Genomic DNA, 14,069 nt, shown 5'->3' on the forward strand with positions numbered 1-14,069 from the left:
GGGGAGGGGCTGTGGCGCAGTTGATTAGCTCTGCGCCTTGCTGCCTGGCCCCGCATGCAGGCCTGCCCGGTCGAGTTCCGAGCCGATGGCGTGCGCGAATTTCTCCAGGCTCTGGATGGTGGCGGGGTCCAGCTCACGCGGCTGAGGATCCACGGCGCACAGCGTGCCGAAGAAGCGGCCGTCCGCCAGGTAGATCGGCACGGAGATATAGCTTTCGAAGCCGTACAGCGCCGGCGTGGGATGGCAGGCGAACAGCGGGTGCCTGCTGGGGTGGTTGAACACCACGGTCTGGCCGTGCTTGCGGATCTCGTTGCAGATGGTGGTTTCCAGCGCCAGGTCCTGGCCGGCGCGCAGCCCGAAATCGATCGTGTCGTAGACGGCGCACGCGGTCCATCGCGTGTCGGAGACGCGGGCGACGGTAGCGAAGCGCATGCCGGTGGAGCGCGAGACTTCTTCCAGGATCGTCGCGACCGCAGGCATGCGCGCGACAAGGTCGATGTCGCGCCTGGCCGCGTCATTCTCGGCGGCGTTCGACACGCTGGTGCTGTTGGACGACAACCGCTCCATGACACGCCGTTGCAGGCTGATGCGCGACACCCGATGCACGAAGTTCCGCAGGTGCGCGGTGAGGCTGCGCAACTGGGCGGCGGGGCCCGTCACCACCAGGCCGCGTGCGTCGATGCACATGCCACTCACATGGTGCTCCGCCTTGAAACCGTCCCGTTCGGCGGCGAAGGCCTCGATCCAGTAGTGGTCAGGGCGCCCATTCAGGAACGCAAGCATGACCGGCTCGCCTTCGTCGCCACCCGTGGGCGATGGCGAGGGCATGTCGAATCCGGAGACGGACGGTGGCCAGGCGTATGGGGTCGTCGATTCCGGCGAGGGCATGGCGGTGTTTCCCGGGCACGCGGTTGGCCGCCAGTATGCGGCAACCCGGCGGGGTCAGGGGCAAACGACGGTGAGATACGGATCGCGGGTGGCGTCACGCCCGGCAGCTGCCGGGCGTGACGCGTCCGAGCGAGGGCGATGCCGCTTACTTGCGCGGCGCGATGATCTCGCTCAGGTAGTCGGGCGTGCCTTCCACGCGCACCAGGTGCGGGTACTGCAGGCCATCGTGATAGTCGATGGACACCGTGCGGATGCCGCCCTGGTATTTCATCAGCAGCTGGATCGGCGCCTTGCCGGTCTTGGCGGCGGCGATGGCGTCCTTCAGCACGTCCTTGGAGTAATCCTGGCCGTTCACCGCCACCAGCGTGGCGCCGGTGGTGACGCCGGCCTTGAACGCGGGCCCGCCCCAGCGCACGTCGTTGACCTCGCCCTTGTCGTTCATGGTCAGGCCGATGGACCAGGCGAAGTTGTACAGGTGGCGGGAGGGTTCCTGGCGGCCGTTGTACTGCGCCTCGAAGTCGCTTTCCTTGTCGGTGTAGACCAGCTTCCAGCCGGTGGCGGCCAGGCCGTCCTGCAGCGGCGGGTTGAGCGCGCCCACGTGCTCGTGCAGGAACTTGGCCCAGTCGTAGGGCGCCACGCCATTGAGCGTGGCTACCACGTCATCGAAGGTATAGGTCTTGGTGACGTAGCTGCCGTTGTCCACGCCGAAGAAGTCGCGCGCGAAATCGTCCAGCGACTTCTTGCCGTGCGTCAGCGAGCGCAGCTTGCCGTCCACTTCCAGCCACATCATCTGGCCGCCGCTGTAGTACTCCTCGCTCATCTGCCAGCTGCGGAAGGGCAGGCTGGAGCGGCGTGCGACGATGGGGTCGTTGGTGGTGTCTTCCAGCGTGCGCCACTGGAAGCCCACGCGATTGCGCTCGTAGTTGGCTGCCGTCATCGCCAGCGCATCGCGGAACTGCTGCGCCGACCACAGGCCCGAGCGCGCGGTGAGCACGTAGCCCCAGTACTGTGTCTGGCCTTCGTAGACCCACAGCAACGAGTTGCCCATGGGTACGTTGAAGTTGGGCGTCCACAGGTCGGCGGGCCGGCGGAACTTGCCGTTCCACGAATGTACGTATTCGTGCGGCAGAAGGTCGCGGCCGGGCGCGGCGCCCGTCCAATTCGTGAAGTAGTCCGACTCCAGGCCGTCCTCGCTGGACTGGTGGTGCTCGGTGCCGTTGCCGCCCATGACGTCGGACAGCGAGAACAGGAAGTCGTAGTGGTCGTAGTGGTGCGAGCCGAACAGCTTCACCGCCTGGGTGACCAGGGCGCGATGCACCTTCAGCTGCTCCGGCGTCATTTCCAGATACTTCGGCGCATCGGCGACCAGGTCCATGTACACCGGCGCATCGCCGCCCGGGTTGAGGTCCACGCGCTTGAAGTACTGGCCCGCGTAGACGGGCGAGTCGACCAGGTTGTTGAACGTCACCGGCTTGAAGGTCACGGTGTCGCCCGACGTCGAGGCCGTTTCCAGCGCCGTGCCGAGCTGCCAGCCGTGCGGCAGCGTCATGCTGGGTGCGTAGGTGATGCCGCGCGTGTAATAGCCGGCCGGGTAGAGCGACACCTTGCTCCACTCCATGTCCATCATGCGGTCGGTGATGTCGTAGCCCTCGCTCTCCGAGCGGCCGGACAGGTACTGGAACTCGGCGTCGATGGAGGAGACGCCCTCTGGCACGTCGACGTGGAAGGCATAGACGTTGTACTTGTCGCGCTTCCACGCCAGCGGCTTGCCGTTGGCGCTGAGCTTGAGGCCGGCCAGCATGTTGATGGGGCCGGTGGGCGAGTGGTCGCCCGGGATCCACTGCGGATACAACAGGGTCAGCGCGCCGGCCTTGGCGGGAATGGTTTCGCGCACGCGGAAGATGCCCTGCACCGTATCGCTGGCATCCACGTGCAAGGTCACCGTGCCGGGGTACTTCGCGTCCTGCGGGGGCGGCACGTTGTCCGCATAGCTCTGCTGCGCCATGGCGCCACCGGCGGCCAGTGCCAGGGTGACGCCAAGGGCGAGGCGCGACAGCCTGCTTCGCAAGGCAGGCGCGGAAACAACGGCGGGGACGCGGGACATGAGGACTCCGGCAGGCAACGGGACGATCCCGCTACTTAACACCACGGATGCCCCGCAAGGCCAGCACGTCACGGGTATGCCGGTTGGCACTGGTGCGGGGCGTCCATCCGGGCTCCATGACCTCGGAGGTCATTGATCGCCCCCGGCAGCCATCCGCATGCTCCGTCCACCCTCACACGGAAGAAGGTGGCACGCATGACATCCGCACGCGCCCTGGTTCTTGGGCTTGCCCTGATTGTCTCGCCGGCCGGTGGGTGCGCGGCCGTGGCCGCCCAGCCTCCTGCGACCGCGCCCACGCCGGCCCCGGACCCGGACCCGGAGCATGCGCGGCTGGCGGCCATCACGGGCCGCTGGACGGTGACGCAGTCGCTGTGGGAGAAGCCTGGGCAGGCGCCCCGAGTCGACCACGGCACCGCCCACTTCAGCATGGTGCTGGACGGCCGCCATCTGCGGCAGGAGCTGCATATCGATGGCCCGGGCAAGCCGTTCGACGGGCTGGGCTACATCGGCTACGACAACGCGACAGGCCAGTACTTCAGCACGTGGATGGACATCAACTTCCCCGGCATGGTCCTGGCGCAGGGCAGCTTCGATCCCGTTTCGGCCGTCTATACGTTCAAGGGCAGCATGGCCGACGCCGGCAAACCGGGCGCCAGGATTCCGCTGCGCGAAGTGCTGCACGTGATCGACGACAAGCACTTCACCTATGAGTACTACGAAGACCACGGCGCCGGCGAGGCGCTCACAGTCAGGCTGGAATACGCGCGGGAAGGCTGAAGCCCGGGACTGACGGCATGGGACGCGGCGTCGTACTCCGGTGCATGGTGGGGCCGACGGGGTTCCCTTACTGCGAGCGGCCATGTCCCACCCACCCATCGGAAAGCTTCTGCGCGAATGGCGAGCGCGCCTGCGCTACAGCCAGTTCGAGCTCGCTTTGCAGGCGGACGTCTCCGCGCGGCACCTGAGCTGTATCGAGACCGGCAAGGCACAGGCCAGCCGCGGCCTGCTGGCGCGCCTGGCTGACGTGCTGGGCATGCCGCTGCGTGAGCGCAACGCCCTGATGATCGCGGCGGGTTATGCCCCCCAGTACCCGGAAACGGCGCTGGATACGCCCTCGCTGCAGATGATGCGCCGCGCGATCGACCTGATCGTCGCCCAGCAGGAGCCGTACCCGGCGTTCGTGGTCAATCGCCATTGGGATGTGCTGCGCGTCAACGACGCCGCCATCCGCATCAACCAGCTCGTGATGGAAGGGCGGCCGGGCAAGCACGACAACATCCTGCGGCAGGTCTTCGATCCGGAGGACATTCGCCCGGCCATCGTGAACTGGGAAGAGGTCGCCGCGACGTTCATCCTGCATCTTCACCAGGAGATCGCCGCCTCGCCCAAGGATGAGAAAGCGCAGGCGCTGCTCGAAGACATCCTGCGTTACCCGGACGTTCCCCATGCCTGGCGCCAGCGCGACGTGACCACGGCGCCGTCGTCCATCCTCACCATGACCTTCCGCAGCCGTCGTGGCGAGCTGAGTTTCTTCGAGACCATCACCACCTTCGCCACGCCGCGCAATGTCACGCTGGACGAGGTGCGCATCGAGTGCGCCTTTCCGGCGGACGATCACACGGCAGCAGTGTGCGCGGAGCTGGCGGCCGCCTCATGATCCGGCGATGAGCGACCCTGCGGGGCGCTCAGTCCAGGGGAACCTCGAGGATGGCCTTGAGCGTCAGCCTGTCGCTCGACGCGTTCAGGCCGTGGCCGATGCCGACATTGAAGGGCAGCGGACCCCGCGTCACGTCCATGGCCGCGAACAGTTGCTGGTTCTGCCTGCGTGGCGGCGCGAAGTTCCCGATGGAGCCGAAGTCGTCGTAGTACTCGATGCCCAGCGAGGTGCCTTGGCCCACGGTTCGCGCGATCTTCAGCCCCGGATTGAAATCCGGACGGTTGCTGACATAGCGGGAACGATACGTTTCGTCGATCACCGGATTGAAGGAGACCAGCCACAGCGAACTGCGATAGCCGACGATGGGGCGGAACTCCACGGCGGGACGACCCTGCTCGAATCGTCCATTCACGGCGGACACCTCGATGTTGAGGCCGTAGAACATCCCCGAGCTACCCGTCGCGGGGCGGTGGGGAATCCACTTCATGCGCAGGCGCGGGCCGGGGAAATAGGTGGTACCGGTGCCGTCGTGCACGAGCGGGAGATAGAGGCCCGCTTCCAGCGTATCGGTGATGCCGTACGACCATTCCATGGTGGTGCGAAAGCCGTGGTTAGGCGGTATTTCCCCCGGCCATGCCGGCGTGGAGCGACCTTCCAGCGTGGTGTTGAGGTGCAGTTCCAGCCCGAGTTGCCCGCGGCGGTTGATGCTGTCGTCGTAGACCTGGATCTCGTCGGTCAGGTCGGCATGCGCGGCGCGTGCGGCCAGCATGGCCAACGGCACGCAGGCAAGGCCGAGAAATCGAAGCATCCGTCGAGTGGAGGGCATGTACCTGGCACGCTGGCGCGTGGCGGCCTTCGCCGGGGAGCAGGAAGCATAGTGAGATCCGCCGTAGCCCTGGCGTAGCGCTACCCATTCGCAACATGTCTTGATGGCGTCGCGTGCTAGGTCCGCGACAAGACGAATGGTGCTGCGAGTATGCCGTCCACTAGTGTGAGGGCGTTGCCGCCTATCCAGATGTCCTCGCCACGGCGGTCGACATGGATCCGTCCGGTGCGACCAAGCAGGCGCCCCTGGTTGACCACATAGTGGTCCGGGGCGAGCCGGTCATGCTGGAGCCACTGCGCGATGCCGGCCATCAGGCTGCCGGTCACCGGATCCTCCGGCATCGCGTCACCGGCGATGAAGGCCCTGGCCTCGAACTCCGGAAGTTCGTGTTCCGTCGAAACAGAATACGCGGCGAAGACACCCACGGGCGTGCCTCCGAGCTTGCTGACATCCGGTCTGATGCGCAGCACCACCTCGGGGCTGGCCAAGCGCAGCGCCATCCAGCCCGCGCCGTTATCCACCCATTGCGCATCCAGCAGCTCATGCGCGTTGATGCCCAGCGCGGCGCGAATGGCTTCCACCTGCGGGGCCGGTGCGGCGCCCGACATCAGCAGCGGCGGCGCGGCGAAGGCCAGCCGATTGGCATCGCGTCGTATGCGCACCCGCCCTACGCCGCACTGCTGCACGATCTCCTCACCGCATGGCACGCCACCCGCCTCCAGCCATGCCCGGCAGGTGCCCAGGGTGGGGTGGCCGGCGAACGGCAACTCGTGCAAGGTGGTGAAAATGCGTACGCGATAGTCCGCGCCCGGATCGGTGGGCTGCAGCACGAAGGTGGTTTCGCTGAGATTCGTCCAGCGGGCGATGGCGGCCATCTGCTCCACGGACAGATCATCGGCATCCATGATCACCGCCACGGGGTTGCCCTTGAATGGCTGGTCGGCGAACACGTCCACTTGCTTGAACACACGACAGCGCACGGCGAGTCCTCTTCGGCTGACTGGCATCACCGTCATTTAGGCAGAAAGCAGGGGCGTGGGCCAGTCGGCCCAGGGGCATGCTTCAGCAGGGCCGTGCCGCTGAAGCCGACGGATCGGCATCCGACGCGGGCGGTGCGGCCAGCTCCACGCGATTCCTTCCATGGCGCTTGGCCGCGTAGAGCGCCTGGTCAGCGGCGATGACCACGTCCCGCCAGCGGGCCTGCCCACGCGGGGACAGGCAGCATCCGATGCTCACCGTGCACGTCAGGCGTTCACCCGAGGGCATGGCGATGGGCCGGCTTTCGACGGCCACGCGCAGCCGCTCGGCGATCTCGCGCACGGCGGGTCCATCGCCATGCGGGATCAACACCATGAACTCCTCGCCGCCGACGCGGGCCAGCAGGTCGTCGCTGCGGACGTGCCGATCCAGCGTGGCGGCGATGGCGATAAGCACCTGGTCGCCGCCGTCGTGGCCCCAGCGGTCGTTGATTGCCTTGAAGTGATCGACATCGATCATCAGCACGGCCATGGTCGTATCGCGCCGATCCGCCTCGGCGGCGATGCGCTCCCCTTGTTCCCAGATGACACGACGATTGGGCACACCGGTCAGTGGGTCGTGGCGGGCTTGCCGGATCAGTTCCGCGTCGAGCTGGCGGGTAAGCATCCACAGGAAGCTCGGCGTGATCACCCAGGTCAGGATCAGGCGGGACAGCAGGCCGAAGGTAGAGGTCGATTCCTGGCCGACGTTGGCGCCGGGATGGACCAGCCACCAGGCCATCCGTATCAGCAGCATCAGCGCCCACAGGAAATGGAACGCCGCCGCCATGCGCGCCACCGGGCGCCGGGGCGCGTCCTGGCATTGCCACAGCGCGGCACCCGTGGCGAGCACGAGCAGGGCCGTCAGGCTGTTGCCCAGCACCACCATGAGCCGGAAGTTTTCGCCCCCGGCGATGACGGCGCCGATCTCCACGAACGCGAGTACGGCGACGGGAAGCAGTACCCACAACCGGCGCCTGGATAGTTCCAGATAGGCGTTGACGGCAAGCAGGCCCAGCACGGCACCGATGTCGATGACCAGGTTGCCGAGCAGCGCAAGAAAGGCGAAATCGATGTGGAATGCGGGGAGGACGAGTATCCCGAAGCCCACGGCGAAGGCTGCATAACTGAGGCCCCATGCCAGCACGCCGCGTACGCGGCGCAGGTTTCGGCGCGTCGCATAGAGGGCCAGAAACATTGCCGAGGAAAGGCCGGCCAACAAGGCGTTGACGATAAGCAGGGTGCCGGCGTGGGCCAGCCTTGCAATCCACTCCACGGTGTTCCCCAGTTGCACGGTGGCGAAGCCTTCGCCCGCTGCCTAGTATAAAACTCCGGATGACGGGGCGAAGTCGCCGGCCGCCATCTCACCGAAACGACGACGGACAAGCTGCTCAAGCCATGAAAAGTACCGATGCCAAGCCGCTGATGCTGGAATCCACGCTGACCTGCCCCGAGTGCGGCCACCAGAGCGTGGAGGTCATGCCGACGAACGCCTGCGTGTTCTTCCATGAGTGCGCTGCCTGCGGCGCGCTGCTGAAACCGAAGGCCGGCGACTGCTGCGTGTTCTGCTCGTACGGTTCCGTGCCGTGCCCGCCGATCCAGCAGCAGGGGTCGTCCTGCTGCGGCCACTGAGCGTCGCCCGCTTTGCGGGCCGTGGCGCCGATCACGGCGGCCTGGCACAAAGCCGCCGCGGGGCCCGCCGGAAGCCGCCCGGACATGACGGCCCACTGACGGAACTTGTGCTACCGTTTTGAGCGAACTGCGGGGTCACACCCGTTGTTTTCACGGAGATTGTCGAGCCATGTCCACCGCCCATCCAGCGGGCGGTATGTCCAGCCAGATTTTCCGGGAGCGCAAGCGATGGCACTCACCCGCCGCGAGTTCATCAAGTTCACCGGCCTGGGGTTGGCAGCATCCAGCCTGGGCATGCTCGGCTTCGGCGCCTCGGGGGAGGCACAAGCCGCAGCCGTACGGCCCTTCAAGCTCACCCACGCCACGGAAACCCGCAACACCTGCACCTACTGCTCGGTGGCCTGCGGCATCCTGATCTACAGCATGGGCGATCGCGCCAAGAACGCGCGCTCCAACATCATCCACATCGAAGGTGATCCGGATCATCCGGTGAACCGCGGCACGCTGTGCCCCAAGGGCTCGGCCCTGCTCGACATCGTGCATGCACCCACCCGCCTGAAAGCACCACGCTATCGCAAGCCGGGCGGCACGGAGTTCGAGGAAGTCTCCTGGGACTTCGCGCTCGATCGCATCGCGCGCCTGATGAAGGACGACCGCGACAAGAACTTCATTGCCAAGAACGCTGCTGGCACCACGGTCAACCGCTGGACCAGCGTCGGCATGCTGGCCGCGTCCGCGTCGTCCAGTGAAACCTCCTACCTCACGTGGAAGGTGGTGCGCTCCCTCGGCATGGTGGTGTTCGACAACCAGGCGCGTGTCTGACACGGACCGACGGTGGCCAGTCTGGCCCCATCATTCGGTCGCGGTGCGATGACCAACACCTGGCAGGACATCAAGAACGCCAACGTCGTCGTCGTCATGGGTGGTAACGCCGCCGAGGCGCACCCCTGCGGCTTCAAATGGGTGATCGAGGCGAAGATCGAGAACGGCGCCAAGCTCGTCGTCATCGACCCGCGCTTCACGCGCACGGCCTCCGTGGCCGATTACTACGCGCCGATCCGTCCGGGCACGGACATCGCGTTCCTGAGTGGCGTGATGCATTACCTGCTGGAGAAAGACGCCATCCAGCACGAATACGTGCGCTCGTACACCAATGCCAGCCTGATCGTGAAGGAAGGCTTTGCCTTCAACGAAGGCCTGTTCAGCGGCTACAACGAGGAAACCCACGCCTACGACCGCTCCAGCTGGGATTACGAACTGGACGAGCAGGGTTTCGCCAAGTCCGACGATACCTGGCAGAACCCGCGTTGCGTGATCAACCTGCTCAAGCAGCACGTGTCGCGCTACACGCCGGAGATGGTGTCGCGCATCTGCGGCACGCCGCAGGACAAGTTCCTGCACGTGTGCGAGCTGATGGCCAGCACCGCCGCGCCCGACAAGGCCATGACCAGCCTGTTCGCGCTGGGCTGGACGCAGCATTCGGTGGGCGCGCAGAACATCCGTTCGATGGCGATGGTGCAGCTGCTGCTCGGCAACATCGGCGTGGCCGGTGGCGGTATGAACGCCTTGCGCGGGCATTCCAACATCCAGGGCCTGACCGACGTCGGCCTGCTTTCCAACCAGATGCCGGGCTACATGAACCTGCCCAGCGACAAGGAAACCAGTCTCGACGTCTACATGAAGACCAAGCTGTTCAAGCCGCTGCGGGCAGGGCAGACCAGCTACTGGCAGAACTACCGGAAGTTCTTCGTGAGCTTCCAGAAGGCGATGTTCGGCGACGCCGCCAAGGCGGAGAACGATTGGGCCTTCGACTGGCTGCCCAAGCTGGATGTGCCGCTGTACGACATCATCAAGGCGTTCGAGATGATGAACAACGGCCAGATGACCGGCTACATCTGCCAGGGCTTCAACCCGCTGCAGGCGTTCCCGGATCGCGGCAAGATCCGCCGTGGCCTGAGCAAGCTGAAGTTCCTGGTGACGATGGATCCGCTGGACACCGAAACCTCCCGCTTCTGGCAGGATTTCGGGCCGCAGAACCCGGCCAAGCCCAGCGAAATCCAGACCGAAGTGTTTCAGCTGCCGGTGACCTGCTTCGCGGAAGAGAACGGTTCGCTGGTCAACTCCGCGCGCTGGCTGCAGTGGCACTGGAAGGCGGCGGACGGTCCGGGTGAGGCCATGTCGGACATCTGGATCATGGCCGGCCTGTTCCACCGCCTGCGTGAGCTGTATCGGAAGGAGGGCGGCGCCTTCCCCGATCCGCTGCTCAACGTGACGTGGAAGTACACCGACCCGGTCAGTCCGGATCCGGAAGAGCTGGCCAAGGAAATGAACGGCCGCGCGCTGGCGGATCTCACCGACCCAGCCACCAACACCGTGGCGACCAAGGCCGGTACGCTGCTGGACGGCTTCGCGCAATTGCGCGATGACGGCACCACCGCCTCGGGTTGCTGGATCTTCACCGGCTGCTTCACCGAGAAGGGCAACCAGATGGCGCGGCGCGACGCCACCGACCCGCGCGAGCAGGGCATTGCACCCAACTGGGCGTGGGCGTGGCCGGCCAACCGGCGCATCCTCTACAACCGCGCCAGCGCGGACCTGGAAGGCAAGCCGTGGAATCCGGCCAAGCCGGTCATCTCGTGGAACGGCACGCGCTGGGTGGGCATCGACGTTCCCGACTACGGCCCCACGGTGAAACCGTCCGACGGCGTTGGCCCTTTCATCATGAATGCCGAGGGCATGGGGCGCCTGTTCGCCCGCGACATGATGGCGGAGGGCCCGTTCCCCGAGCACTACGAGCCGCTGGAATCGCCGGTGGACAACGTGCTGCATCCGAAGGTGAAGTCCAATCCCGCCGCCCGCGTGTTCGCCGATGACCGCGCCGTGTTTGGCAGTCCAAAAGACTTCCCGTATGTAGCCACGACCTACCGTCTCACCGAGCACTTTCACTACTGGACCAAGCACGCGCTGATCAACGCCATCCTCCAGCCGGAGGAATTCATTGAGATCGGCGAAGTGCTGGCGAAGGAGAAGGGCATCGAGCAGGGCGGCTGGGTGAAAGTGACGTCCAAGCGCGGCGAGGTGATCTGCAAGGCCTATGTGACCAAGCGGATCAAGCCGATGATGGTGGATGGCAAGCCCACCCATGTGATCGGCTGCCCCATCCACTGGGGCTTCACCGGGCAGGCGCGCAAGGGATACGGCGCCAACACGCTGACGCCTTCCGTGGGTGATGCCAATACGCAGACGCCGGAGTTCAAGGCGTTCCTGGTCAACATCGAAAAGACCAGCGCACCGGTCGCAGCCTGAGGGGAGCCGACATGTCAGACCTGCAATCGCAAGACTACATCCGGCGCTCCGCATCCACCATGACGCCGCCGCAGGCGCGCAACCACGAGGAAGAGGTTGCCAAGCTCATCGACGTCAGCCGCTGCATCGGCTGCAAGGCCTGTCAGTCGGCCTGCATGGAGTGGAACAACCTGCGGCAGGACATCGGCCACTTCGAAGGCTCGTACCAGAACCCGAACGACCTCAGCCCCGACGTGTGGACGCTGATGAAATTCGCCGAGTACGAGAACGAGCAGGGCAACCTGGAATGGCTGATCCGCAAGGACGGCTGCATGCACTGCGAGGATCCGGGCTGCCTGAAGGCTTGCCCGGCGCCCGGCGCCATCGTGCAGTACGCCAACGGCATCGTCGACTTCATCAGCGACAAGTGCATCGGCTGCGGCTATTGCGTGAAGGGTTGCCCGTTCGATATCCCGCGCATCAGCAAGAAAGACCACAAGTCGTACAAGTGCACGCTGTGCTCCGACCGTGTAGCAGTCGGGCTGGAGCCGGCCTGCGTCAAGGCATGCCCCACCGGCGCGATCATGTTCGGCTCCAAGACGGACATGAAGCAACAGGCGGCCGAGCGCATCGTCGACCTGAAATCCCGCGGCTTCGCGCAGGCCGGCCTGTACGATCCGCAGGAGGTCGGCGGAACCCACGTGATGTACGTGCTGCACCATGCGGACAAGCCCTCGCTGTACTCCGGCCTGCCTGACAAACCACGGATCAGCCGGATGGTCGAGGCGTGGAAGGGCATCATCAAGCCGCTGGCGCTGCTCGGTGTTGCCGCCGCCGTACTCGGTGGCTTCTTCCACTGGGTCACCGAAGGGCCGAACGAGGTCACCGACGAGGACGAAGAGAAGGGCGAGCGCGTCCTCGAGGCATCAGAGCCGGAGAAGACGCCATGAACCGCTCGAAGACCGTGATCGTGCGCTACAGCCGGGTGAACCGCGTCAACCACTGGATCAACGCCATCTGCTTCGTGCTGCTGGTGCTGTCCGGGCTGGCGATGTTCCACCCGATGATGTTCTGGCTGTCCGGCCTGTTCGGCGGTGGGCAATGGATGCGCGCGATGCATCCGTGGATCGGCTGCGTGCTGCTGGTCAGCTACCTTGGCCTGATCGTCCAGTTCTGGCGCGAGAACCTCGTGCACAAGGACGACGTGGAGTGGATGGAGTCGATCCGCTACGTCGTGGAAAACGACGAAGAACATGTGCCGCCGGTGGGCCGCAACAACGCTGGCCAGAAATTCGTGTTCTGGTCGATGACGCTGCTGATCCCGGTGCTGTTCTGCAGTGGCCTGGTGATCTGGGAAGTGTATTTCGGCGAGGCCACCCCGATACCCGTGCAGCGCGCGGCCGTGTTGATCCACAGCATGGCGGCGATCGCCGCGATCATCGTGTGGATTGTCCACGTCTACGCGGCCCTGTGGATCCGCGACTCGGTGCGCGCCATGACGCAGGGTTACGTGACGCCGGGCTGGGCCTGGCGCCATCACCGCACCTGGTTGCGCGAGATTGCCGCCGGCCGGCTGGGCAAGGACATCATCAGGAAGCGCCCATGAAGCAAGCCGGCACGCCGCCCGAAGGCAAGTGGACCGGCCCGTCACACGCCGGCGTCAAGGCACCCGAACCGATCCTGCTTGCCGATCCGGCCCGGCGCTTCGCCGCGACGGCACAACGGCTGGAGCGGCTGGCGGACGGGCATCCGCTGGAAGCCTGGCTGCGCTTCATGGCCGCGCTGGCGGACGCCCAGCACACCGTGGCCACCACGCTGGCCCCGGCCGCGACACTCAGCCCCGCCCAGGTGATGCAGGCGGTGGAGGCACGCCTGCCGCCGCTGGCGGCGGATGGCCATCGCCGCGACGCATCCTGGAGCGACGGGCTGGCCCTGCTGCTCGAACTGGTCGACGACGGTCAGTTGCCGCCCGCCGCGCAGCAGGCGATGGAGCAGTTGCGCAGCAGCGATGCCGCGTCGCTGGAGAAGCTGGCCGACCGGTTCCTGCGTGGAGGCCTCTCCGCCACCGATGCGGCCGCCGCGGTCTACGTCGCCGCCGCGCTGCAGGTCTATTTCACCTGCTCGGCGGCGCGCCTCGACGCGGCAGACCTGCGCCTGCTGGAAGAGCGCGAACTCTGCCCCTGCTGCGGCTCGCCCTCAGTGGCGGGGGTGATCACCGCCACCGGGGTCACGCCAGGCACGCGCTACCTCTACTGCTCGCTGTGCTCCACCGCGTGGAACCACACGCGTGCGGTGTGCATCACCTGCGGTGGCACGCGGCGGTTGTCCCTGCAGGCCATCGAGGGTGATCCCGGCGTGGTCAAGGCCGAAACCTGCGGTGACTGCCATACCTACGCCAAGCTGCTCTACCAACTGCAGGACACCCAGGTCGACCCCTATGCGGACGACCTGGCTTCATTGGGCCTGGACCTGCTCGTTGCCGAGGCGGGGTTCGCCCGGCATGCGCCCAACCCCTTGCTGCTGGTCGGCGACGAGGACAGCGTGGCCGGGTAGGGCGCCGCTTTCTCCCAAGCATCCAAGCCCCCGGCAAACGCCGGCGTGGCGCCTTGCCTTGACCGCGTCCGGCGCACCCCGCAGCATACGGCTTACCCCGAAACTTCA

General features: G+C 66.0%; 12 protein-coding genes. 7 read left to right on the forward strand and 5 right to left on the reverse strand.

The window, feature by feature from the left end:
- Nucleotides 1-24: 24 nt before the first annotated feature.
- Nucleotides 25-828 carry a GAF domain-containing protein gene (locus HY57_RS21550; protein WP_200873913.1) on the reverse strand — a complete coding sequence of 268 codons (804 nt, stop codon included), beginning with the start codon at nucleotides 826-828 and terminating at the stop codon, nucleotides 25-27.
- 205 nt (nucleotides 829-1,033) lie between these two features.
- A complete protein-coding gene (locus HY57_RS09830; RefSeq protein ID WP_019465131.1) occupies nucleotides 1,034-2,992 on the reverse strand; it encodes a M61 family metallopeptidase in 1,959 nt (652 codons plus the stop codon).
- 195 nt (nucleotides 2,993-3,187) lie between these two features.
- Between HY57_RS09830 and HY57_RS20860 the strand changes: the two genes are divergently transcribed.
- Both HY57_RS20860 and HY57_RS09840 read left to right on the forward strand, forming a co-directional pair.
- A complete protein-coding gene (locus HY57_RS20860) occupies nucleotides 3,188-3,769 on the forward strand; it encodes a DUF1579 family protein (protein ID WP_019465130.1) in 582 nt (193 codons plus the stop codon).
- Nucleotides 3,770-3,851: 82 nt separating this feature from the next.
- A complete protein-coding gene (locus tag HY57_RS09840; protein ID WP_019465129.1) occupies nucleotides 3,852-4,649 on the forward strand; it encodes a helix-turn-helix domain-containing protein in 798 nt (265 codons plus the stop codon).
- A 28-nt stretch (nucleotides 4,650-4,677) separates the two neighbouring features.
- On the opposite strand, the gene HY57_RS09845 is transcribed toward HY57_RS09840, so the two are convergent.
- From HY57_RS09845 to HY57_RS09855, 3 genes are all read right to left on the reverse strand, one after another.
- Nucleotides 4,678-5,457, reverse strand: coding sequence for a hypothetical protein (locus tag HY57_RS09845; RefSeq protein ID WP_050997899.1), 780 nt, complete (start codon nucleotides 5,455-5,457; stop codon nucleotides 4,678-4,680).
- Nucleotides 5,458-5,591: 134 nt separating this feature from the next.
- The gene (locus HY57_RS09850; RefSeq protein WP_026033896.1) at nucleotides 5,592-6,455 is read right to left on the reverse strand and encodes a PhzF family phenazine biosynthesis protein; all 864 of its coding nucleotides are present in this window, start codon (nucleotides 6,453-6,455) and stop codon (nucleotides 5,592-5,594) included.
- Nucleotides 6,456-6,537: 82 nt separating this feature from the next.
- Nucleotides 6,538-7,785: a GGDEF domain-containing protein gene (locus HY57_RS09855; RefSeq protein WP_019465126.1), complete on the reverse strand. Its 1,248-nt coding sequence runs from the start codon at nucleotides 7,783-7,785 to the stop codon at nucleotides 6,538-6,540.
- Nucleotides 7,786-7,916: 131 nt separating this feature from the next.
- Between HY57_RS09855 and HY57_RS22125 the strand changes: the two genes are divergently transcribed.
- From HY57_RS22125 to fdhE, 5 genes are all read left to right on the forward strand, one after another.
- Nucleotides 7,917-8,123: a GDCCVxC domain-containing (seleno)protein gene (locus HY57_RS22125; RefSeq protein ID WP_430536785.1), complete on the forward strand. Its 207-nt coding sequence runs from the start codon at nucleotides 7,917-7,919 to the stop codon at nucleotides 8,121-8,123.
- A 228-nt stretch (nucleotides 8,124-8,351) separates the two neighbouring features.
- Complete coding sequence (gene fdnG, locus HY57_RS09870; RefSeq protein ID WP_081500639.1) at nucleotides 8,352-11,429, forward strand: formate dehydrogenase-N subunit alpha; 3,078 nt, start codon at nucleotides 8,352-8,354, stop codon at nucleotides 11,427-11,429.
- 11 nt (nucleotides 11,430-11,440) lie between these two features.
- Nucleotides 11,441-12,358: a formate dehydrogenase subunit beta gene (gene fdxH / locus HY57_RS09875; protein ID WP_019465122.1), complete on the forward strand. Its 918-nt coding sequence runs from the start codon at nucleotides 11,441-11,443 to the stop codon at nucleotides 12,356-12,358.
- Complete coding sequence (locus tag HY57_RS09880) at nucleotides 12,355-13,014, forward strand: formate dehydrogenase subunit gamma (protein ID WP_019465121.1); 660 nt, start codon at nucleotides 12,355-12,357, stop codon at nucleotides 13,012-13,014. Before fdxH ends, HY57_RS09880 begins: the two co-directional genes overlap by 4 nt.
- Nucleotides 13,011-13,961 carry a formate dehydrogenase accessory protein FdhE gene (gene fdhE, locus HY57_RS09885; RefSeq protein WP_019465120.1) on the forward strand — a complete coding sequence of 317 codons (951 nt, stop codon included), beginning with the start codon at nucleotides 13,011-13,013 and terminating at the stop codon, nucleotides 13,959-13,961. Before HY57_RS09880 ends, fdhE begins: the two co-directional genes overlap by 4 nt.
- Nucleotides 13,962-14,069: the final 108 nt, after the last annotated feature.

This window comes from Dyella japonica A8, from assembly GCF_000725385.1.
GTDB lineage: Bacteria > Pseudomonadota > Gammaproteobacteria > Xanthomonadales > Rhodanobacteraceae > Dyella > Dyella japonica_C.

Bases quoted from the DNA above. Each gene is read 5' to 3' on its own strand.
- HY57_RS21550 (WP_200873913.1), bottom strand. From the start codon at position 828: ATGCCCTCGCCATCGCCCACGGGTGGCGACGAAGGCGAGCCGGTCATG.
- HY57_RS09830 (WP_019465131.1), bottom strand. From the start codon at position 2,992: ATGTCCCGCGTCCCCGCCGTTGTTTCCGCGCCTGCCTTGCGAAGCAGG.
- HY57_RS20860 (WP_019465130.1), top strand. From the start codon at position 3,188: ATGACATCCGCACGCGCCCTGGTTCTTGGGCTTGCCCTGATTGTCTCG.
- HY57_RS09840 (WP_019465129.1), top strand. From the start codon at position 3,852: ATGTCCCACCCACCCATCGGAAAGCTTCTGCGCGAATGGCGAGCGCGC.
- HY57_RS09845 (WP_050997899.1), bottom strand. From the start codon at position 5,457: ATGCTTCGATTTCTCGGCCTTGCCTGCGTGCCGTTGGCCATGCTGGCC.
- HY57_RS22125 (WP_430536785.1), top strand. From the start codon at position 7,917: ATGCTGGAATCCACGCTGACCTGCCCCGAGTGCGGCCACCAGAGCGTG.
- fdxH (WP_019465122.1), top strand. From the start codon at position 11,441: ATGTCAGACCTGCAATCGCAAGACTACATCCGGCGCTCCGCATCCACC.
- HY57_RS09880 (WP_019465121.1), top strand. From the start codon at position 12,355: ATGAACCGCTCGAAGACCGTGATCGTGCGCTACAGCCGGGTGAACCGC.
- fdhE (WP_019465120.1), top strand. From the start codon at position 13,011: ATGAAGCAAGCCGGCACGCCGCCCGAAGGCAAGTGGACCGGCCCGTCA.